Source organism: Paenibacillus alkalitolerans (genome assembly GCF_016482785.1).
Classification (GTDB): Bacteria; Bacillota; Bacilli; order Paenibacillales; family YIM-B00363; genus Paenibacillus_AE; species Paenibacillus_AE alkalitolerans.
In genome coordinates this window covers 1-21,771 of record NZ_JAEMXM010000035.1, presented here as the reverse complement: position 1 = coordinate 21,771, position 21,771 = coordinate 1, and the positions used below count along the sequence as shown (strand labels likewise).

At 52.2% G+C, this 21,771-nt stretch carries 16 protein-coding genes; 6 read left to right on the top strand and 10 right to left on the bottom strand.

Translation table 11 applies throughout. From position 1 onward, the window contains the following. Nucleotides 1-7 precede the first annotated feature (7 nt). Complete coding sequence (polA, locus tag JET16_RS28525; protein ID WP_199624486.1) at nucleotides 8-2,656, bottom strand: DNA polymerase I; 2,649 nt, start codon at nucleotides 2,654-2,656, stop codon at nucleotides 8-10. Nucleotides 2,657-2,753: 97 nt separating this feature from the next. Here polA and JET16_RS28520 point away from each other — a divergent pair, with 97 nt between their 5' ends. Next, nucleotides 2,754-3,569 carry an HAD family hydrolase gene (locus JET16_RS28520; RefSeq protein WP_199624484.1) on the top strand — a complete coding sequence of 272 codons (816 nt, stop codon included), beginning with the start codon at nucleotides 2,754-2,756 and terminating at the stop codon, nucleotides 3,567-3,569. Here JET16_RS28520 and JET16_RS28515 read toward each other — a convergent pair. The 6 genes from JET16_RS28515 to JET16_RS28490 all read right to left on the bottom strand — a co-directional run bounded on the left by JET16_RS28515 (nucleotide 3,541) and on the right by JET16_RS28490 (nucleotide 10,234). Then, a complete protein-coding gene (locus JET16_RS28515) occupies nucleotides 3,541-5,799 on the bottom strand; it encodes a GGDEF domain-containing protein (protein WP_199624482.1) in 2,259 nt (752 codons plus the stop codon). The two genes, JET16_RS28520 and JET16_RS28515, sit on opposite strands and share 29 nt — an antisense overlap. Before the next feature lie 26 nt (nucleotides 5,800-5,825). After that, on the bottom strand, nucleotides 5,826-6,488 hold the full coding sequence (gene phoU, locus JET16_RS28510; RefSeq protein ID WP_199624480.1) for a phosphate signaling complex protein PhoU: 663 nt from the start codon (nucleotides 6,486-6,488) through the stop codon (nucleotides 5,826-5,828). A 23-nt stretch (nucleotides 6,489-6,511) separates the two neighbouring features. Then, on the bottom strand, nucleotides 6,512-7,273 hold the full coding sequence (gene pstB / locus JET16_RS28505; protein ID WP_199624478.1) for a phosphate ABC transporter ATP-binding protein PstB: 762 nt from the start codon (nucleotides 7,271-7,273) through the stop codon (nucleotides 6,512-6,514). A gap of 34 nt (nucleotides 7,274-7,307) precedes the next feature. After that, nucleotides 7,308-8,174 (bottom strand): phosphate ABC transporter permease PstA, encoded by an 867-nt coding sequence (pstA, locus tag JET16_RS28500; protein WP_199624476.1) that lies wholly within the window; start codon nucleotides 8,172-8,174, stop codon nucleotides 7,308-7,310. Beyond that, on the bottom strand, nucleotides 8,174-9,091 hold the full coding sequence (gene pstC / locus JET16_RS28495) for a phosphate ABC transporter permease subunit PstC (protein WP_199624474.1): 918 nt from the start codon (nucleotides 9,089-9,091) through the stop codon (nucleotides 8,174-8,176). Before pstC ends, pstA begins: the two co-directional genes overlap by 1 nt. Before the next feature lie 126 nt (nucleotides 9,092-9,217). Continuing rightward, complete coding sequence (locus JET16_RS28490) at nucleotides 9,218-10,234, bottom strand: PstS family phosphate ABC transporter substrate-binding protein (protein WP_325176797.1); 1,017 nt, start codon at nucleotides 10,232-10,234, stop codon at nucleotides 9,218-9,220. A gap of 250 nt (nucleotides 10,235-10,484) precedes the next feature. Between JET16_RS28490 and JET16_RS28485 the strand changes: the two genes are divergently transcribed. Next, nucleotides 10,485-12,251 (top strand): methyl-accepting chemotaxis protein, encoded by a 1,767-nt coding sequence (locus tag JET16_RS28485; protein WP_199624472.1) that lies wholly within the window; start codon nucleotides 10,485-10,487, stop codon nucleotides 12,249-12,251. Here the strand turns inward: JET16_RS28485 and JET16_RS28480 are convergent. After that, nucleotides 12,235-14,097 (bottom strand): LTA synthase family protein, encoded by a 1,863-nt coding sequence (locus JET16_RS28480; RefSeq protein ID WP_325176796.1) that lies wholly within the window; start codon nucleotides 14,095-14,097, stop codon nucleotides 12,235-12,237. The two genes, JET16_RS28485 and JET16_RS28480, sit on opposite strands and share 17 nt — an antisense overlap. A gap of 123 nt (nucleotides 14,098-14,220) precedes the next feature. On the opposite strand from JET16_RS28480, the gene JET16_RS28475 reads away from it, so the two are divergent. Beyond that, on the top strand, nucleotides 14,221-15,909 hold the full coding sequence (locus tag JET16_RS28475; protein ID WP_199624470.1) for a DUF6044 family protein: 1,689 nt from the start codon (nucleotides 14,221-14,223) through the stop codon (nucleotides 15,907-15,909). Between the two features lie 285 nt (nucleotides 15,910-16,194). On the opposite strand, the gene JET16_RS28470 is transcribed toward JET16_RS28475, so the two are convergent. Both JET16_RS28470 and JET16_RS28465 read right to left on the bottom strand, forming a co-directional pair. Then, on the bottom strand, nucleotides 16,195-17,907 hold the full coding sequence (locus tag JET16_RS28470; RefSeq protein WP_199624468.1) for an ABC transporter ATP-binding protein: 1,713 nt from the start codon (nucleotides 17,905-17,907) through the stop codon (nucleotides 16,195-16,197). A gap of 29 nt (nucleotides 17,908-17,936) precedes the next feature. After that, nucleotides 17,937-18,491 carry a GbsR/MarR family transcriptional regulator gene (locus tag JET16_RS28465; RefSeq protein ID WP_199624466.1) on the bottom strand — a complete coding sequence of 185 codons (555 nt, stop codon included), beginning with the start codon at nucleotides 18,489-18,491 and terminating at the stop codon, nucleotides 17,937-17,939. Nucleotides 18,492-18,750: 259 nt separating this feature from the next. Between JET16_RS28465 and proV the strand changes: the two genes are divergently transcribed. The 3 genes from proV to JET16_RS28450 are packed head-to-tail and all read left to right on the top strand — an operon-like array spanning nucleotide 18,751 to nucleotide 21,701. Then, entirely contained in the window at nucleotides 18,751-19,980 is a 1,230-nt protein-coding gene (proV, locus tag JET16_RS28460) for a glycine betaine/L-proline ABC transporter ATP-binding protein ProV (RefSeq protein WP_199624464.1), read from the top strand. Then, a complete protein-coding gene (locus tag JET16_RS28455; protein ID WP_199624462.1) occupies nucleotides 19,955-20,794 on the top strand; it encodes an ABC transporter permease in 840 nt (279 codons plus the stop codon). Before proV ends, JET16_RS28455 begins: the two co-directional genes overlap by 26 nt. A gap of 1 nt (nucleotide 20,795) precedes the next feature. Further along, nucleotides 20,796-21,701 carry a glycine betaine ABC transporter substrate-binding protein gene (locus JET16_RS28450; protein WP_407673217.1) on the top strand — a complete coding sequence of 302 codons (906 nt, stop codon included), beginning with the start codon at nucleotides 20,796-20,798 and terminating at the stop codon, nucleotides 21,699-21,701. The last annotated feature ends 70 nt before the right edge of the window (nucleotides 21,702-21,771 follow it).

Sequence of the window (21,771 nt, the reverse complement as noted above, 5' to 3'; positions counted from 1 at the left end):
TGAAGCGTCATTTTGCCTCGTACCAATTGTTTCCGTAACTGACATCGACCTTCAGAGGAACGTCCAATGCCAGCGCGCTTTCCATCTCTTCCTTGACTAGCGCGGACATCCGTTCAAGCTCGGATTCCGGCACTTCAAACACAAGTTCGTCATGAACCTGCAGCAGCATCCGGCTTTCCACCCCTTCTTTGCGCATCCGTCCGTCCAACCGCACCATTGCCAACTTGATGATGTCGGCGGCCGTTCCTTGAATCGGCGTGTTCATCGCCGTCCGCTCGGCGAAAGATCGCAAATTAAAGTTGGACGCATGAATTTCCGGCAAATATCTGCGGCGGTTCAACAAGGTCGTGACATACCCGTCCGTCCGGGCCTTCTTCACGATCTCATCCATATACTTGCGCACGCCTTGGAACACGAAGAAATATTGCTCGATAAATTCCGCGGCCTCTTTGCGCGTAATGTGCAAGTTTTGGGACAGGCCGTAATCGCTTATTCCGTATACGATTCCGAAGTTTACGGCCTTTGCTTGGCGCCTCATGTTCGCATCCACTTGATCGGCGTTCACGCCGAATACGTCCATCGCCGTCTTGGTGTGAATGTCCATATCGTTAAGGAACGCTTCTTTCATTCTCTCGTCCCCGGAAATATGCGCCAGCACCCGAAGCTCGATCTGCGAATAGTCGGCTGCGAGAATACGCCAATCCGGCTGCGCGGGAACGAACAACTTGCGAAGCTTGCGGCCCTCTTCCGTCCGGATCGGAATGTTTTGCAGGTTCGGATATTGGCTGCTGAGGCGTCCTGTCGCCGCAATCGTCTGGTGGTAATACGTATGGATCTTGCCGGTCTCTTTCCGAACTTCCTTCTGCAAACCCTCCACATAGGTCGACTGAAGCTTCGAAAGCGTCCGGTAATGCAAAATGACGTTCACGATTTCGTGGTACGGCGCCAATCTCTCGAGCACTTCCGCATCCGTCGAATATCCGGTTTTTGTCTTCTTTACAGTAGGCAGTCCCAGCTTTTCGAAAAGAATTTCGCCCAACTGCTTCGGTGAGTTCAAATTGAACTCGGTACCGGCATGCTGATAGATGGTGCTCATCAGCTTGTCCAATTGAGCGCTCAGCTCTTTGCCGTATGCTCTCAGCTCATCGACGTCCACCTTCACGCCGCGCCGTTCCATCGAGGCCAGCACCATGGATAATGGAAGCTCCAGCTCGTAGTAAAGAGGCTCCATGTCGTTCTTCCGCAGTTCCTCGCGGAGCTTGTCGGCAAGCTGGTGAACGGCAAGCGCTTTACGCGCGACAAACTCAGCCAGCTGCGGTTGTTCCGGCAGACGGAATTTCGCGCCTTTGCCGTACACGTCTTGATCGGAAGGCAGCGGTGAGGCGCCGTAACGCGACGCCAAGTCGTTCAATTCGTCGCTTGACGAGGTCGGGTCGAGCAAATAAGCGGCAAGAATGACATCGAATGCGATTCCATTTACCGCGATGCCGTTCCAGCCGAGAGCCAGCTTGGCTTTATGCCCGTCGTACAGCGCTTTCTCCGCGCTTTCGTCCGCAAGCCAGCTTCGCAGCGGCTCTGCGGCATCCGACGTCAGTACCGAGAAGGGAACGAAATACGAACGTTCCTCACCCGTGTAGACGGCTAATCCCGCAACTTCCGCTTCGTGCGGATTGTCGCCGATCGCTTCGACATACAGCGCTTTGATCTGCGAAACCGCGTCTGCCAACAGTTCTTTATCGTGCTCCGTAACCGTGACTACCTCGATCTTTTGCCGTTCCTCGTGCGCGTCCGGCGTTTCGCCCCAATCGAGCCGTTCAAGCAGCGACCTGAATTCCAGCCTTTGAAACATCGATTTCGTTGCCGATTTGTCGTACCCGTCGAACACGAGATCGTCCCAACCGGCATCGAAGCTCACATCCCGGAAGATCGTCGCGATATCTTTGCTCATCCGGGCGCTGTCCGCATGTTCGCGAACCAAATCTTTGATTTTGCCTTTCATATCGTCCGCATGCTCGATAACGTTCTCCACCGTTCCATACTCGTGAAGAAGCTTTAACGCGGTCTTTTCGCCTACGCCGGGAATGCCGGGAATATTGTCGGAAGAATCGCCCATGAGTCCTTTCAAATCGATAATTTGCGACGGGGAAAGGTTGTATTTCTCTTGAATCGCCGCGGGGTCGTATTTTTCCGTTTCGGAGATGCCCTTGCGCGTGAGGGCGATCGTCACGCGCTCCGACGCCAGCTGAAGCATATCTTTGTCGCCGGAAACGACGAGCGTCTCCACGTCTTGCTCATCGGCCCGCTTCGTCAACGTGCCGATTATATCGTCCGCCTCGTATCCTTCAAGCTCGAACTGACGGATGCCCATAGCGTGCAGCAATTCCTTCAGCAGCGGAAATTGCTCGGCAAGCTCCGGCGGCATCTTCGCGCGTCCGCCTTTGTATTCGCCGTACTCCGCATGCCGGAACGTCGCTTTCCCCGCATCGAACGCCACCAGCATATGTGTCGGCTTCTCTTCTTCAATCAATCGAAGCAGCATGGTCGTAAATCCGTATACTGCATTCGTGTGCTGACCTGCTCCGTTCGTTAACGGAGGCAATGCGTAAAACGCCCGGTTAATAATGCTGTTTCCGTCGATAATAATGCATTTGGCCACGGCTCACACCTCTTAATAATCCTTATATCTTCGCTTTCCCCATCATAGCATAGCGCTCTTTGTTGTGCATAATTTGTTAGGAGGAGGGATCAACCTAATGAAACAATCGCGCTTGTTTTCGCCCGACCGAATATCGCTCGTTGCGTTCGATCTGAACGGAACGTTAGTGAAATGGAAAGAAGCTTTTGACGCGAGCTATAAGGAGACGGTGCAAGACTGGGTCGGCCGTTGGAGCGGCGGGGAGGATGGCGATGTGGTCGGAAGTACGCTGCAAGCTTATTATGAACAGTCTAAAAAATGGAGGACGGCGGCAAGGGAAAGGAAGGGGACAAAAACAGGCAGTGATACAAGAACAGGGAGGGGAACGGGAAAAGCAGCCGGAGCCGGAGTTGAGCCGCACCGGAGGGAGTGGATCAAGGCGGCGTTGAAGGATTTGCCTTTCCCGTCCAACGATGAGAATGCGGCCGCGATCCTGAGCAGAATCCGGCAAATTCAGCCGGAACGCGCAAAGCTGGCCGATGGCGCGAAGGAGGCGTTGGCCCTGCTCTCCGAGCGATACCGGCTCGTCATCATCAGCGACACGAACCGGAAGACGGCTCTTCAGTTATGGGACCGATTAGGCTTGCGGGATTACGTGCCCGAATCCCAGCTGTTCACGCCTCCGTCCTCCGGCAGCAAGAAACCGAGCATCGCCCGGTTTCGCGCCGTTACGGATGCGCTGCGCGTCTCTCCCGCCCGGTGCGTTATGGTCGGGGATTCATGGAACCGCGACGTCGCCGGCGCGGTTCGCGCGGGCTGGCGCGCGGTATGGGTCCGCTCTCGCAGCAAACGGCAGACGACGCGCCGGCTGCTTAACGGGAAGCCCGTCGCCCGAATCGGATCGCTCACCGCTTTGCCGCGTTTGCTCCGGTGACGGACGAGGCGGGAAAAATGTTCTGGGACACCCAAACGTTGCCTTTGCGCGACTTCGCTTTCTTCTTGCAAACGGCAGCGGCTCGTGAGATCATATCGACGGTAACGGATTGTGTTTCGGTAACGTTGACAAGCGACAATGAAACCGCAATGCCGTCCGATTCCACCTTATTTCCGTTGCGGTCTTGCACAAAGTCGACGGTCAGTTGGCCTTCATAATAGGAGGGAATTCCCGTCACGAAACGTCTGATGATTTCGGAACAAATCGTGTCCGGCTGTTCGGCGGCTGTAATGACAATAAAATCGTCCCCGCCGATATGACCGACAAAATCGTGAGAATTACCGCATACTTCCGTCGAATGCTGAACGACCTCGGCGGTGAATTGGATCACTTCATCCCCGCGCTGGAAGCCGAAGTAATCGTTAAACCACTTGAAATAATCAAGATCGATATAGATGACCGAGAACGGTTCGCCGCTCAGAAGGCGCCGGTTCAACTCGCGCTGGATTTGAACGTTTCCGGGAAGCCCAGTCAACGGATTCGCGACCCGCGCATGCTCCATCCGGATATTCGTTATGTTCTCAAGTATCGCCCGAACGGTGACCGCGCCAGCCAGCTTATCACCCTTGGTCACGACGACCAAGTCGTACAGCTTGCCCGATTCGCGGGTCATGGCAAGCTGGGACACGTTCTCGAGCGGCGTATTGAAATCGACGATAAGCGGATTCTCGTCCATTAAATGAGAAATTTCCTTATTCCAATACAAAGAAATCCCGTATTGAACGGCAAGCTTCCGGAACAAGTTGTCGCGGGACATGAGACCGACCGGCTTGTCCTCTTGCAATATGACGGCTCCCGTTTCGTCCCCGTGCTCGCGGAAATACTTTACGACCTCTGAAGTATAAGTGCCGGAGCCGAATGTTTTTATCGGCGAAACAATATCTCCGATCATCAATGCGTTGCCGCTGTACACGGTTCTCTCGTTCAGCCGCGCGATCGATTCCCGCACGCTCGGATCCGCTTCCGCCAATTCCGCGGCCGGGTAACCGAGCAGGTAACCTTGGCCGTAATGAACGCCCATCTTTATCAGCTTGGCAAGGTCGTCCGTCTGTTCGATTCCTTCGGCTATGAGTTTAATGTTAAGGCGCTTGGCGAATGTGATGAACGTCTCCAATACGTATTCTTTCACTTTGTCTTTATGAATGTTAACGATATGAGAGCGGTCTAGTTTGATAAAATCAGGCTGGATTTCTGCAATTGCTTGCAAAGAGGAATATCCGGAGCCGGCGTCATCGGTGGCGATCAGGCAGCCTTGATTGCGGTACTGATCAATGATTTGCCTCGCAGCCGGGAAATCTTCAATGGTGTTGCGATCCGTTATTTCAAACACAATATTGCCCGGTTTCAAGCCGTAATGTTGAAGCAATTCAAGCGTCCGGCCGGGCGTGAACCGAGGGTCGTGAAACATGCGTGCGGGAACGTTGAGAAACAGTCTTTGATGGTTCCCCATGCCCGAACAGCCGGATACCGCTTCTTCGCGTGTCATGTTATCGAGGATGCCCAGCTTGCCTTCGCGTTCGGCAAACGTAAAGAGCTGAACAGGGGATCTGAAGTAGGATTGCACGGGACCGCGCGTAAACGCTTCGTATCCGAACAGCTTGCCGTCCGACAAAGAAAGTATCGGTTGATACACGGGGCTGACATTACGCTGCGCCAGAATCGTGTCAAACTCGTCAACGAGCGCGGCTTCTTCCAGGCTGTGCGAAGGGCTTCTGGCTTGACGGATCGCTTCCTTTACCGCCGAATACAGTATGGACTCGAGCTCTCGTTCGGAAGAGTGGAAAAGCAGCGCCGATCCGGTACTTACGGTAATCTGGGGTTCCGCGGGAAACTGCGGCCGGAGCCTCGATTCCAAAAATAGTTTCAATTCTTGGCTCGTCTCTTCCAACTGCCGGAGAGCTCGATTCAACTCGCTGCCTTCAAAAGCGGCGTAAACAAAAAAAACGTCGCCAACCGACTTGACGGAGAAGACGTTGGGCAGGAGGGGGCGCAGCTCTTCCAAAAACGTTCGCGCCGCAAGCGCCATTCGCTCGCAAAACGTTCGCCCGTATTTTACTTCAAGCTGCGCCAGTTTCGTGATGTCCAAGCAAATAAGACCAACCGTTCCTTCGTTCATATGAGACGAAATTTGCTGAAGCAATTGAACTTCAAAGGATTTGACGCAGATCACGAAAACAACCTCTCTCGCCGGTTTAACTATTGGTTTAAATCCGGGCGTTGGCCCATAACGAGATAGACGACGCTTTCCCCGATGTTTGTGGCATGGTCGGCCATCCGCTCCAAATAGCGGCTTACGAAACAAAGAAGAAGCGACTGATTGACCGTCTTCGGGTTTTCCATCATGAACACGAACAATTCGCGCAGTATTTGCGCGTGAAGATGGTCGACTTCATCGTCCATCTTGGCCATTTTGTATGCGAGGTCCACATTTTCTTCAATATAGGCGCGCAAGCTGTCGCTCGTCATCAGCTGAACGATTTCCGCCATCCGGGGAATGTCCACCAGCGGCTTGACCAATTGTTCGCCGTTTATGCGCCGTACCGTCTTCGCGATATCGACCGCGAGGTCGCCCATCCGCTCCAAATCGCTCGCCATCTTGAACGCAATTAAGATTCTTCGCAAATCCTTCGCGACGGGCTGCTGCAAAGCGATAAGGGACGAACCCATCTCGGCGATCTTCTCTTCCATGCGGTTCAATTCAATATCTTGTTCTATGACCCGGTTCGCCCGATCCAGATCGTTCGTCCGGAGCGACTCGACCGACTCGATAATGGCTTCTTCGACTTTCTTCCCCATATCGATGAGCTCGTTTCGAAGTTCTTCCAATGCAGTGTCGAATTGTTGACGATGTAGCGGCATACGCCCACCCCATTTTTGTGTAGTTAGCCGAAGCGGCCGGAAATGTAATCCTCCGTACGTTGGTCGCGAGGGTTGGAGAACAGTTTTACGGTTTCGTTAAACTCGACGACTTCGCCGTTAAGGAAAAATGCGGTATCGCTTGATACGCGAGCCGCCTGCTGCATGTTATGCGTTACGATTACAATTGTATACTTATTCTTCAATTCTTGGATAAGTTCCTCTATTTTCAGCGTGGAAATCGGATCCAACGCCGACGTCGGCTCGTCCATGAGAAGTATTTCCGGATTCACCGCGAGCGCGCGTGCGATGCAAAGACGCTGTTGCTGCCCGCCGGACAGGCCGTACGCGCTTTTCTTCAAGTCGGTCTTCACTTCATCCCAGAGCGCGGCGCCCCGCAAACTTTTCTCGACGATCGAATCGAGTTCGGCTTTCTTTGTTATTCCATGGATGCGCGGTCCGTATGCGATGTTGTCGTATATCGATTTCGGGAACGGGTTCGGCTGTTGGAATACCATGCCGATCTTCTTGCGCAGCAATTCAACGTTCACCGCCGGGTCGTATATGTCCGTGCCGTCCACTTCGATTGCCCCTGTAATCTTGACCCCTTTGATCATATCGTTCATGCGGTTCAACGTGCGGAGCAGCGTCGATTTGCCGCAGCCGGACGGTCCGATGAACGCTGTGACCGAATTCGCCTTTATTTGCATTTTCACGGACTTTAACGCATGGAAATCCGTGTAGTACAGCTGTAAATCGTTGATATTCACTATGGTGCGAGCGGACATGGCTTCTCCTCCAAACGGATCCCTTTTTTTCAGGTTACTTCCTTTGATATTTGTTGCGCAAGATGATGGCGAGCGCATTCATTCCAAGCAAAATCACCAATAGTACGATAATGGCCGCGGCGGAAATATTCTGAAACTCGGCTTTAGGCTGGCTGGCCCAAGTATAAATCTGAATGGGCATCGCCGTAAATTGCGAGAACAAATCTTGCGGCGGCCGTATGATGAAAGCGGCGGCGCCGACAACGATCAAAGGCGCGGTTTCGCCGATCGCACGCGACAAGGACAGTATCGAGCCCGTCATTATGCCCGGCATGGCCGAAGGCAGCACGACCCTTACGACGGTTTGCCAACGGTTAGCGCCAAGCGCGAAGGAAGCGTGGCGCAAACTGCCCGGTACCGCCCGGATCGCCTCTTGGGAAGCGACGATAATAATCGGCAGTACGAGCAGCGTCATCGTCAGCGCGCCGGAAAGAATGCTTTGCTCGAATGCGAACAACCGGACGAAAATCGTCAATCCGAGAATGCCGTATACGATCGAAGGGACGCCGGCAAGATTGGATATGTTCGTCTGGATCAATCTCGATATCTTCGTATCCTTCGCATATTCTTCCAAATATATCGCTGTAAACACCCCGATGATGAACGTTAACGGAGCGGTTATCGCCATCAGCCACAGCGTACCCAGAAGAGCCGTGTAAATGCCGGCCCGTTCCGGACTCCGGGAGGAATTGCTGGTCAGGAACTGCCAATCGAGCCAGCCCAGCCCTTGGGAAAGCACTTGATATATCAACAATGCGAGCGCTACGACACCAATTAAAGTGGAGGAAAAAAATAAGGCATGAAACAAGGCGTTCATCCGCTTGCGTCGGCTGATTCTTATCTCTTCGGCAGAACGGGCCATCAATATTCCTCCCTAAACTTTCTGGAAATGTAGCCTGCAATAATATTCATAAGTAATGTAATAACAAACAATGTAAATCCGACGGAATAAATGGTCAAATATCCGACACTTCCGTATGTCGTGTCGCCGCTGGCGACGGAAACGATATACGCGGTTAACGTCTCTACGCTTTGCAGAGGGTTAAACGACATGTTGGGCAGCGCTCCCGCGGCCAAAGTCACGATCATCGTTTCGCCGACCGCACGGGACAAGCCCAGTACGAACGAAGCGACGATTCCGGATAATGCGGCGGGCACGACGACTTTCACGGCAACTTCAAGTTTCGTTGAACCGAGAGCGTAGGCTGCGTTGCGAAGGCTTGCCGGAACGGCGCTCATCGCGTCTTCACTCAAGGAGGATATCATCGGTATAATCATAATGCCCACAACAATTCCGGCGCTGAGCGCGTTAAAAACCTCGGTCTGCGGGAGAATGGCCCGAATGATCGGGGTTACGAAAGACAGCGCGAAAAATCCGTACACGATCGTTGGAATTCCGGCCAATATTTCCAATACCGGCTTTAACACCGACCGAAGTTTGTCGGGCGCATATTCGCTTAAATAAATGGCGCTGCCTAATCCCAATGGTAAAGCGACAATGCTTGCGATCACAGTAACGAGGAAGGTTCCGACAAGCAGAGGAAGGACTCCGTATTGCGGATCGGCGAACAGCGGGGTCCATTTTGTTCCCGTGATGAATTCAAGAATGGGGACTTTTTGGAAAAATCGATATGACTCCTCCAGCAAAACAAGCACGATCCCTACCGTCGTCAAAATCGATATCGCGGCGAACAACAACAAGACTTTCGGCATGATGATATCGGAGGAAAAAATGCTTTTGCGGCTCGTTAATGCGGACTTCTTCATTTGGCGTTCCATATGCAACTCCCGTTTTCAATAGGCTGACATAAGTCGATAACCGTGGCGAGTCATGAAAGCGCCATGATTCGCCACGGTTAATCAACCTCGAATATTATAGCAAATTTTGTCGAACTTTTGGAGTATTTACTCAGGAATCAAGCTCAAGTTTTTGTCGAGCGTCGCTTGGTCGAGCGGCACGTATCCGACTTCGCCGGCCAGCGCAGAGCCTTCCGGGCTCATATAGAACTTGAGGAATTCTTTCACTTCCGGGCGCTCCATCGCGCTCTTCAACGGGTAGATATAAATGAATCGGGAAAGCGGCTTATAGGAGAAGTCGCCGATCGTCTCAAGAGACGGCAATACGGCAGGCGCATCCGCGTTCTCTTTAATAGCTACAGCTTTCAGCTTATCCTTGTTCTCTTCGTAGTACGCAAAGCCGAAGTAACCGAGGGCGTACTTGTCGCCGGACACGCCTTGAACCAGGACATTGTCGTCTTCGGACGCCGTGTAATCTTCGCGGGATACTTTCGCTTCGCCGTTAATCTCATCCGTGAAATATTCGAACGTACCGGAAGCCGTGCCAGGACCGAACAATGTGATCTTCTCGTCCGGCCAACCTTCGCGAACTTCACTCCACTTCGTTACCGTGCTGCCTTTATTCCAAATCTTCTTCAACTCTTCAACCGTCATTTCTGTCGCCCAGTCGTTCTCCGGGTGAACAACGACCGTAATTCCGTCGTAAGCGACCGGCATCTCGACGACGTCGTCGCCTTTAGCTTTGATCTCCTCTACTTCTTTATCTTTAATGGTCCGGGAAGCGTCAGCGATGTCGGCTGTGCCGTTAATGATCGCCTTGATTCCGTTCGAGGAACCGGACAATCCGACCGTCACGTTCACGCCGCTGTGGATGTTCATGAACTCTTCTGCGACCGCTTGAGAAATCGGATATACGGTAGACGAACCGTCAAGTTTGATTTCACCGGACAATTCCGCCGGCTCATCGGCAGGCGCTTGGTTTTCTGCAGGCGCTTCTTCTGTTGTTCCGCCCGCTCCGTTCGTAGGTTCCTGTCCGGCATTGTTCGCGCCGCAAGCAGCCAATGCAAACACCATGATAATAGCTGCGAGCAATAACGAACCTTTACCTAACCATGCCTTTGACACTCAAGACCACTCCCTAATGAATTTTAAAATTTTCTCTTACGTTGTCCACTATAAACCTCATTTGTTAACTTAGTCCCAAAGTTTTGTTAATTCTTTGTAAAATTGTCGAATCCGATTCATCGGCTGCAGCGTATTCGACGAGTTTCGATAACTTCTGACACTCCGTTAACAATATATGACACTCCGTTAACAATCTTTGTTTACAATTCGGTGTTGAAGCCATACATATATTAAAGGAGTGTTTACGCGCATGCTGACGCAGCTTCGATCCCGCACGCACCGCCCGCAACTCAACTTCATCTCTTTATTACGCCATACGGGTTTATCGGTGAAACTGGCGGCCGGGTTCGCTTTAGTCCTTCTTATATTCTCCGCGGTTGCCATTTTTAATCATTTCCGCATGGAACAAATTCAAGCGAAAGATACCTATGAAAGAAACCTGGCGACCCGGCAGCAGCTTTCTGCCGAATTAAAGATGCTGGTTTTTGAGCTGGATTCCGTCGCCACCGGATACATGGTTTCCAATAAGTCCGATCTCGTCGATCGTTACGACGCATTAAGCGCCAAGCTCGATCTATTGGTCAAGCAGGTGGGGCAAACGGCGGCTGACCGCGAGCAGCGGGAATGGGGAGCCCGGTTGACCGCCGTTTCCAAAGAGTTCATGGGCAATTTCGAGCGCGTGAAAGCGATCGCCGACGATCCGAGCTTGTCCCCGATTGAAAAGCAAGAATCTCTTGCGCGGGCTTACATGCTATCTCAACTGCACAAGCAAACGATATTCGATCTTGTGCAGAAGTTTTACGATGCCTATACGGCGGCCGATGAAGAAGCGAAAGCAGAGACGGCCAAGCTTCTTGCCGAGACCCGGACGGTCACCTCTTACGCCGCGGCGGCCGCTTTGATCGTCGGCGTTGCGCTAGCCGTAACTCTCGTTCTTTCGCTTAGAAGGGGAATAAGCAAAATCAGCCGCTCGGTACAATTGTTAAGCGAAGGAGACCTGCGTCACACCATCAACGCAAGAACGAAAGACGAACTGGGACTGTTAAGCGACAGCTTGGACGCAAGCGTCGCCCGGATCAAGCATATGTTGACGGAGACGAAGAGGTTCGCGGAATCGTTACGGGAACAAAGCCAGCTATTTGCGGGGTTCGCCCGCACGACGGCGGACTCTAACGGAAGCATCGTCGCCGCCATGGAACAAATTGCGGCCGGCGCATCGAAACAGGCGGTGCAGGCCGAACGGAGCTCGTCCGTCCTCCGCGAATGGGAAGACCGGCTGCAAGAAATCGAATCGACGGCTTCCGTCCTGCTTGGCACCGGCGCCAAAGCGAATCGGCACGCAAAGACAGGCGCCGTGCTTGTAGAACAACTGCAGGACGCTTCGCGAGTCACGGTTGACGCCGTAAAAACAATGCAGCAGGCGCTTGCCCGTCTGGAAAAGCAATCCTCCGAAATCGCCGGAATAACGGGTACGATCGCCGACATCTCCCAGCGCACGAACATTTTGGCCTTGAACGCCTCCATTGAATCGGCCCGTGCGGGCGAGCAAGGCAAAGGGTTTGCGGTCATTGCGGAAGAAGTGCGGGAGCTGTCGGTGCAATCAAACCAATCTTCCAAAAGGATCGAGCACATATTGTCGGACCTGCGCAGGCAAACCGCCGATGTTTCGCGCCTTATGGGCACGGCGATGGACAGTCTTATGACGCAGAACGGCAAAGTGGAGGAAACCCAAGCGACGTTCCGGACGATTTTCTCCGTCATCTCCGACTTCGACGAACAAATTCGGTTTATCAACGAGAAAGTGAACGATTCCAAGGAGAAGCAGGAACATCTGGCCGAATCGGTGCAGATCGTCGCCTCCATCGCCCAACAGACAGCCGCCGGAGTTCAGGAAACCGCCGCGTCTTCGGCGGAACAAGACCGGTCGGTCGGCCGTGTCGCCGCCGAAGCGCAAAATATGAACTCTTTGTCGGAGGCGATCTTCAAGGAGATCAGCCATTTCAAAATCGAGGATTGAACCGCAGAAGATCTCCGTAAATGATTTGATCCGAATATGTCAAATGCTTGTCGGCCAATTCCCTGAACGGTTCGCACCGGGCCTTGTCGGTTTTTTCGCCGGTCGCTTTGTCATAACACGTATTTTCCGTGAAGACGTACCGGTCCGTCACGAAGCTTCCGTCGCGAAATACGGCAAATTCCGGTCTGTTTTTCGCAAACAGACCGTGCCCGAAATTGATCTCCCCCACGGTTTCCTCGCCGAGAAGATGAAGAACGGTCGGCTTCAGGTCGACTTGTCCCCCGACCGTCTTCATTCTCTTCCCGGCGGATCCCGGAATGTGAATGATGAGAGGCACGCGCTGCAGCTGCGCATGGTCGAACGGAGTAAGCTTTTCTTTCCCCAGCAGCCCGGCCATCGCTTTCCTGTGTTTTTGCGATATGCCATAGTGATCCCCATATAAGACGAATATCGAGCGCTCATATAATCCTTCTTCCTTCACCTTGTCAAAAAACCGCTTCAACGCTTCGTCCATATACCTTACTGTCGCTATGTACCGGTTTAACGTCTGCGACCGGGACGTATATTCGGGAATGAACCGGTCCCCTGCGGTCAGCTCGAACGGATAATGGTTTGTCAAAGTGATCAGCTTCGCGAAGAAAGGTTCGGGCAAGCTTTTGGCCAAATCGGTCGTTTGTTCGAAAAAGGATATATCTTTTAGTCCCCAGCCGATCGAGTTTTGTTCCGTAATGTTGTAATCGGAAGCGGCGAAAAACCGCTCGTACCCCATCGTGGGATACATGTGGCCCCGATTCCAGAACGACGGGTCGTTCGCATGAAATACCGCGGTGTAATAACCCAGCTTCTTCAATATTTTCGGAAGGGTGTCATACGCATTCTGCGCATGCGTGAAATAGACGGCGCCGCTCGGGAGCGGGTACAAGGACGTATCCGCAAGAAACTCGGCATCGGAAGTCTTGCCTTGACCCGTCTGGTGATAAAAATTTTCGAAATAAATGCTGTCTTTTATCAGGCGGTTTAAAAAAGGCGTAATTTCATTGCCTTCGATGCTCCTGCCGATCACGAAGCTTTGCAGCGACTCCATAGAAATCAGAAACACATTGTAACCTTTTGCTATTCCGAACATCTCGGCGTCGATTTCATCCTTGGGGATCTGCCGCAAGAAATTTTCGATCTCGACCAAATCTCCGTTGCTTGCGAACGCTTTTTTCGATCCCATCTGCGCATTGACCAAAGCGTCGTACAAGTGATAATTGTAAGCGCCGATGCTTTTGACCATAATTTGGCGGTCGAACGTCCGTTCCAGCAGCTCCGGCCGAACGGTGTTGGCCATCGACAAATTCGTCGAAAATACCATGAACGCAAGCACAAGCGCGGCCGCGATCCGGTATTTGCCCCAGGCGGCTGCCCTGCATCCCATGGCGCACGCCGCAACGGCAAGAGCGAGCGTATCCGTAAAAATGAGCAGATCCAGCGGGCGAAGGAGGCTGAAAATACTTCCCCACAAATCGCCCAAGTTGTCCGATTGGAATAAGACCGGAATCGTAATGAAATCGTTGTAAAACCGAAAATATACGAGATCCGCCAGCAGCAGCAATGAGGTGAACGCGCTGGCGGCGATAACGGCCGCACGTACGCCGCGCCGCAAGAAAATCATAATAAGACTCAATAAAACCAATACAGAGCTTAACGGACTGATGAAAATAATGAGTTCCTGATACCACCCTTTGACGGGCAGCACAAAGCAGAACCGCTGCACAAAGTATGTTTTCAGCCAGATCAAGAGCGCCGAAAGATATGCGAAGCCGTTGTTCTCCCGCAATCCAAAGCTTTGTAACAATTTCAATTTGTTGTCCTCCGAAACATGTATATACGAAAACAAAAGATATGTTTTGCCGTCCTTTTCCAAAATATTCAATGGCGAAAAGAGGAATATTAATTTGCATCAAATCACTTAGGAGACCCGTTAATGCAGCTTGGCCGTCATGAAAACAAGATGCTTGCGATTGCTTTCGTACTGCTGGCTCTATATGTATCCCCTCTGTACATCCTGGGTGAAGACGCCCATATCCGCGTCCACGACAACCTCGATTCCAACATCGCTTGGTACAAGGTGCTCGTCCGCAGCGGCGAATGGTTCGGGCCGTATTCGGCTGTAATTCCGCAAATCATCAACGGGCTTTCGCGCAACGCATTCGGGACCGAATTCAGCGGAATCGTGCTTTTGCATGCGCTCTTTCCATCCATGGCGGCCTATGCGCTAAGCCAGACAATAACTAGAATTTTCGCCTTTCTAGGCATGTACTTGCTTATTAAGGATCATGTGACCGGCCGTCCGGAAACCGCTTTTATCCGTATCGGAGTGCCGCTCGCATTCGCTTTGACGCCGTTCTGGCCTTCGGGGATGCTGAGCACGTTGGGGCAACCGATGGCTTTATGGGCGTTCCTTCACATTCGCAACGGACGCGGAACATGGAAGCAATGGGCGGCCCTCGTGTTGATCCCGTTTTATTCCAGTCTGGTGCTCGGCTTTTTCTTCTTCTTGACGGCGGTCGCCGTTCTTTGGCTGTGGGACGCGGTAACCAAGAAGAGATGGAACGCGCCCTTCCTCAGGAGCATCATCTTGATGTGTTCCGTTTATTTACTGGTGGAATACCGCCTGCTTCTCTCTCTTGTCGTCTCGGGTGAGCCGACCAGCCGCAACGAATTCGTTTCCTCCCGTCTGGATACATGGCGCTGCATCCGGTTAACCGTAAAAAATTTCGTGCTAGGACACAACCATGTGATGACGCTGCATACCGTGTTTGTGCTGCCGCTGACGCTTGTCGTCTTCTACCTGTGCCTTGGCCGCCGAAACTGGAGAAGCTTGCCCATGTCCGGTGCTTTCATGTTCCTATTCACGCTCAATTTCGCTTTATCCACATGGTATGCGTTCTGGTTCCATGAAGCCTGGCAGCCATTGAAAGTAAAGATCGATATTTTGAATACGTTTAATTTCGCCCGGTTCCACTTCTTGCGCCCGCTCATCATTTATCTGGGATTCGCTATCGGATGTTGGTTGTTATGGCAGAGGGGAGGGGGAAAGGGGAAGATGCTCGTCAAGGCCGCCATCGTCGGGCAGGTGGCGCTGTTGTTCGCCTATAATGACGAACTCGTGTACCGTTACGAAAATAAACCGTCTTTCCGCGAATTTTACGCTGTGGAGCAGTTCCGCGAAATCGAACGGTTCATCGGTCTGCCGAAGCATGCATACCGTGTCGCCAGTATCGGGCTGCACCCCGCGATAGCGCAATATAACGGTTTTTATACTTTGGATACCTACAATAACTTCTACTCCTTGCAATATAAACATGCGTTTCGGAAGATCATTGCGAAAGAGCTGGATAAGAGCAAAAAATTGCGAACGTATTTCGACACTTGGGGAGGAAGATGCTATGTATTCGTGGCGGAGCTCGGCAAGAAATACGATTACCGGAAAACGTCGAAGAAGAAAATCCGCAATTTGGAGTTAAATACCGAAGCGTTTGAACAGTTGGGAGGGAGGTACATATTTTCCGCCGTACGGATCGCGAATGCGGAGAGCAACCGGCTGTTTCTTCTGAAGAGGTTCGATCACGAGGAATCGGCTTGGAGAGTGTACTTGTATGAGGTCCGGTAACCGTCGGGCATAGCGGTTCTTTCGGCACGCACGCACGTGTAAAGGGAAATTTATCCTTTATAGGGGGCCCTCGTTGCAGCGGAAAAAATTGCCGCTGCAACAGCCAAAGCAAATTACTGCACTCCCTAGCGGCAACAATTACCGCTGTACAGTTGCCAAAACGCTCTTTGCACACAATTCGTTGAATGCAGAGGTAGTTTTTACCGCTGCAGTTCAACGATTATCCGAACTCGTTCTCTAGCGGTAATTTTTGCCGCTGCGCCGTAGATCGGCGTTCCCGCCGCCTCACCCCACCTGCACTTGGTGCAGACGGCTGTAGACGCCGCCCGCAGCGATCAATTCATGATGGCTTCCTTCTTCGGCAATGCCGTCTTCCGTTACCACTACAATACGGTCCGCATGACGGATCGTGGCCAACCGGTGAGCGATGACCAGCGTCGTACGGTTGACGGACAATTCCTGCAGCGCTTGCTGGATAATCGCTTCCGTCTCCGTGTCAAGCGCCGAGGTTGCTTCGTCCAATATAAGAATCGGCGGATTTTTCAAGAACATGCGCGCAATCGAAAGACGCTGCCGCTGGCCGCCGGACAGCTTCAGCCCCCGCTCGCCGATAACCGTGTCCAAACCGTCGGGCAGCGACTCGATCAATGCGTCGAGATGCGCCCTGCGGGCCGCCTCCCGAATTTCCGCTTCGCCCGCTCCGAGCCTGCCGTATTCGATATTCTCGCGAATCGTCCCGTTAAACAGAAACACATCCTGCTGCACGACGCCGATGTGGGAACGAAGCGAACGCTGCGTCATATCCCGGATATCGATACCGTCGATGGTAACGCTGCCCTCTTCAATTTCATAGAAACGAGGCACTAAGCTGCATATCGTCGATTTTCCCGCCCCCGACGGTCCGACGAGCGCCACTGTTTCTCCGGCCCGAATGTTCAAATTGATGTTTTTCAACACCTGCGTATGCCCTTCATAACCGAAGGTTACATTGTGAAACCGGATATCTCCCCGCAAATGGCCGACCTCGATCGCTTCGGGACGATCCTTCACATCCGGCTCCGTATCGAGCAGCTCGCAATACCGCTTAAAGCCCGCCATTCCTTTCGGATAGCTCTCCATTAATGCGTTGATCTTATCGATCGGTTTGAGGAAGATGTTCACATATAGCAAGAATGCGACCAATTCACCGTAAGTCAAGTGCCCTCTGAATGCATACCATGCTCCGCAAACCAACACGGTCAACGAGATAAGACGGGTCAACATGTAGATCCCGGACGAGCTGTAGGAGATCGCCAAGTAAGAACGCAGCTTCGCTAAACGAAACAGATTGTTGTTCGCATGGAAACGCGTCCGCTCATGCTCTTCGTTGGCGAACGATTTCACCACGCGAATGCCCGAAATGCTGTCTTCCACGCGTGCGTTTACTTCGCCGATTTGCTCGAACATGTTGGTGGCGGCCCGGTGCAGCTTCTTGTTGAAGTGCACGATCAGCCAAACAAGCAGCGGCACGACCGTGAACGTAATGACCGCCAGCTCCCAATTGACCGTGGCCATAATGCCGAACGCGCCGACGAACGTCATTATCGCGATAAACAGATCCTCGGGCCCGTGATGCGCAAGCTCGCCGATGTCGAACAGGTCGTTTGTGATGCGCGACATAAGATGTCCGGTCTTCGTGTTGTCAAAGAAACGAAACGACAGCTTCTGCACGTGATTAAACAGCTGCCGTCGCATATCCGTCTCAATATTGATACCCAGCTTGTGTCCCCAATAGTTGACCACAAACTGCAGTCCCATACTGACTAAATATAACAGCAGCAGACCGACTCCCGCCCACATGATCGCGGACCAGTTTTGCGACGGAAGCAGCGAATCGATCATCCATTGAACGGCCATCGGAAAGGCCAGCTCCAGCAGCGCAACGATAACGGCGCAGCTGAAATCAAGCAGGAACAGCTTCTTATGCGGCCGGTAATAAGCGAGAAAACGACGAATCATGAGTATTCCCCTTGGATGTTGGCACAAACTTAATCTTTGGGCACCAACTTAAAAATTTCACCCGACTCAAATGTGTCGATCAGACGCAGCAGCCACAAATAATATCGGATCGTTTCTTCGAGCTTCTGAATATCTCTATCGACAATGTCAGCGAGGGCTGCGTCTTCGGGATGCGAAGCCGCCAACCCCTCCAGCTCCTGCTTCGATTTTCGTATCGCCTGCAGGTTCATTTCGACCGACTTTTTCCATTTTACCACAAAGAAATCCGCAAATGTCTGATACCAATCGGTTTCAACCTCGTAGTAATCTTTCCGCGAACCTTTTTCCCATACTTTGTGCACCATCTTTAAATCCAGCAGCGTACGGACGCCCGTACTCATGCTTGTTTTGCTCATCTCCATGGCGCCGCCCATCTCATCCAACGTCATCGGCCGGTCTTGAAAAAACATTAGTCCGTACAAATGACCGGTGGAGTGAGTCACTCCATACAAATCCATGTTGGCGCCAATCGATTCTATGACTCTCTTTCTCGCTTTATGAATGGTTGATGCCTGTTGTTCGGTAATACCTTCCCATGGATTCATGGCGAGTTCCTCCGTTATCGGCTGTTACGACTCATTGTAGAAAATATAATTTTCAATGTAAAGAAAGCGTTCGGAAAGGAATTGTAAGGAAACGGGAGTATTCGGCATGTTTTGTACGTAAAGTTTTTACTGTACGTACTTAACGTACTGTTTTGAGCTTTGACCTCGATTTTCCTTGTTCGATACACTTAATTCAGTGAAAGCTGCCCATGCGGCCATGTAATTTTCGGGGGTTACAGAAAAAGATGAGGTGAAACGAGTGCCCATTATTGAAGTGAAGGAGTTAACGAAAGTTTTCGGAACCGATCCGGAAAGAGCGTTTCCATTGCTCGAGCAAGGGGTATCCAAAGAAGCGATTTATAAACAAACGAAACTGACCGTCGGCGTCAAACGGGCGCAGTTCTCCGTCGAACCCGGAGAAATTTTCGTGATCATGGGATTGTCGGGGAGCGGAAAATCGACCCTGGTCCGTCTGCTGAACCGCCTGATCGAACCGACAAGGGGGCAGGTGCTCATCCAAGGACAGGACATCGTCAAGATGAGCCCGGAGCAGTTAAGACAAGTACGCAGAAAAAAAATAAGCATGGTATTTCAAAAATTCGCGTTATTCCCTCATCGGACGGTTATTCAGAACGTGGAATACGGTCTTGAAGTCCGAGGAGTGGATAAGAAGGAACGGAGAGCCAAAGCAATGGACGCGCTCGCGCTTGTCGGGCTGGACGAGTGCTGGGAAAACAGCTATCCCGATCAATTAAGCGGAGGGATGCAGCAGAGGGTCGGGCTGGCGCGCGCGTTGGCGAACGATCCGGATATTTTGCTGATGGACGAGGCGTTCAGCGCACTGGATCCTCTCATCCGCAAGGATATGCAGGACGAACTGCTGGAGCTGCAAACGAAGATGAAGAAGACGATCGTCTTCATCACTCACGACTTGGACGAGGCATTGCGAATCGGAGACCGAATCGCTTTGATGAAAGACGGAGCGATCGTTCAAATCGGGACTCCGGAAGAAATTATGATTAATCCGGCGAATGAATACGTCGAGCGGTTTGTGGAGGACGTCGATCTGTCCAAGGTGCTGACAGCCGCCCACGTGATGCGTCGTCCGGAAACGATCGGCCCGGACCGCGGACCTCGGGTTGCGCTTCAATTGATGCGCGAAAGCGGCGTCTCCACACTTTATGTAGTGGACAAGAAAAAGAAGCTTCTAGGAGTCGTTACGGCGGACGATGCATCGAACGCGGTGAAAGACGGATTGCAGCTCGAGCAAATCGCCATCTCCGAAGTGGAGACGGTGCGTCCCGAAACGCTGCTGCACGAGCTGTTTGAAATTTGCGGCAGGTCGAAATATCCGGTGGCGGTAACCAACGAAGAAGGGCGGCTGCTCGGCATTATCGTGAAAGGCGCCGTGCTTGGAGCACTCGCGGGCCAAATCAACCTTCAAAGCCGGGAGGTGATTTCCAATGCAATGGAAAATACCGCTCGCTGAATGGGTGGAGACGTTTGTAGACTGGTTGATGGATAATTTTTCTTTATTCTTTGACGGCATTAAGCTTTCGATCCGGGGAACCGTCGATTTTTTCGCTTTCTGGTTCCACTTCCCGCATCCTCTGATCATGATCTTTATTTTGACGGTCATATCGTATGTGATCGGGAAATGGCGTTTATCATTGTTTGCTCTTGCAGGACTTCTATTGATTCATAATCTCGGCTATTGGGAAAGCACGATGGACACATTGGCTCTGGTCATCACGTCCGCGCTCATTTCGATAGTGATCGGAGTCCCGCTCGGCATTCTTAGCGCAAGAAAAGACGCCATACAGAACGCCTTGACGCCGATTCTCGATTTCATGCAGACGATGCCTGCCTTCGTGTACTTGATTCCGGCCATCTTCTTCTTCGGGCTTGGCGTCGGTCCGGGCGTAATCGCTTCCGTGATCTTCGCGGTTCCGCCGACGATCCGCTTGACGAACTTAGGCATCCGGCAAGTGCCGGCGGATTTGGCGGAGGCGGCCGACGCGTTCGGGTCGACCCCGATGCAAAAATTGGTGAAGGTTCAGCTTCCCATAGCTGTTCCCACGATCGTAGCGGGGATCAATCAAACGATAATGCTTTCGCTTTCCATGGTGGTCATCGCTTCCATGATCGGAGCGAAAGGACTTGGGGCGGACGTTTACCGCGCCGTCACGCAATTGAAAATAGGGGAAGGCTTCGAGGCCGGTCTTGCCGTCGTCATACTTGCGATTTTGCTGGACCGGATTACTCAAAATATAATTCGAAGCAACAAACAAAGGAGAGGTTGACATGTCAATCAGAAAAAAGATGTTTCGAGGATTTTTGCCGGCGGCGGTTTTAGCCGTATCTGTCGCTGCGATATCGGCTTGTTCCGCACCCGCGGCAAGCGATTCCGGTTTTGTCGGGGATCAAGTAAATTACGAGATCATCGGCATTGACCCCGGCGCAGGACTCATGAAGGCTACCGCCTCGGCGGTCGAGGAGTACGGCCTGACGGACTGGACATTGGTGGAAGGGTCGGGCACCGCGATGGCCGCGGCGCTGGACAAGGCGTATGAAGATAAAAAGCCGATCATCGTTACCGGCTGGACTCCCCATTGGATGTTCGCCAAATACGAATTGAAATATTTGGAGGATCCGAAGGGCGTATACGGCGGTGACGAACAAATTCATACGATTGTCCGCACGGGTCTGAAAGACGATCATCCGTCGGCGTACGCGTTCTTGGATAACTTCGAATGGACGCCTGACGAAATGGCCAAGGTAATGGTTTCGATTCAAGACGGCAAACAACCGGAAGAAGCCGCAGCCGAATGGGTGGAAGCGAACGCCGATAAAGCGGACGCTTGGACGAAGGACATCCCGAAAGCCGAAGGCAAGCAGCTTACACTGGCCTATGTCGCTTGGGATTCGGAAATCGCCAGCACCAATGTCGTTAAGAACGTATTGGAAAGCCGTCTCGGTTACAAGGTGGAAATGCTGCAGGTGGAAGCCGGTCCGATGTGGTCGGGAGTTGCGGGCGGCGATGCCGACGCGATGGTTGCCGCATGGCTGCCGACGACGCATAAGGACTATTATGACGAATTCAACGGAAAATTCGAAGATTTGGGACCGAACCTGAACGGGACAAAGATCGGCCTTGTCGTCCCGTCGTATATGGAAATCGGTTCGATCGAGGATTTGAAGAAGCAATAAGTAAGCGTAATTTGAAGCCGCCTTGCCCTTGAACTGTGACCTTGTTGGTGGACACTTTGAAGAAAGCCCT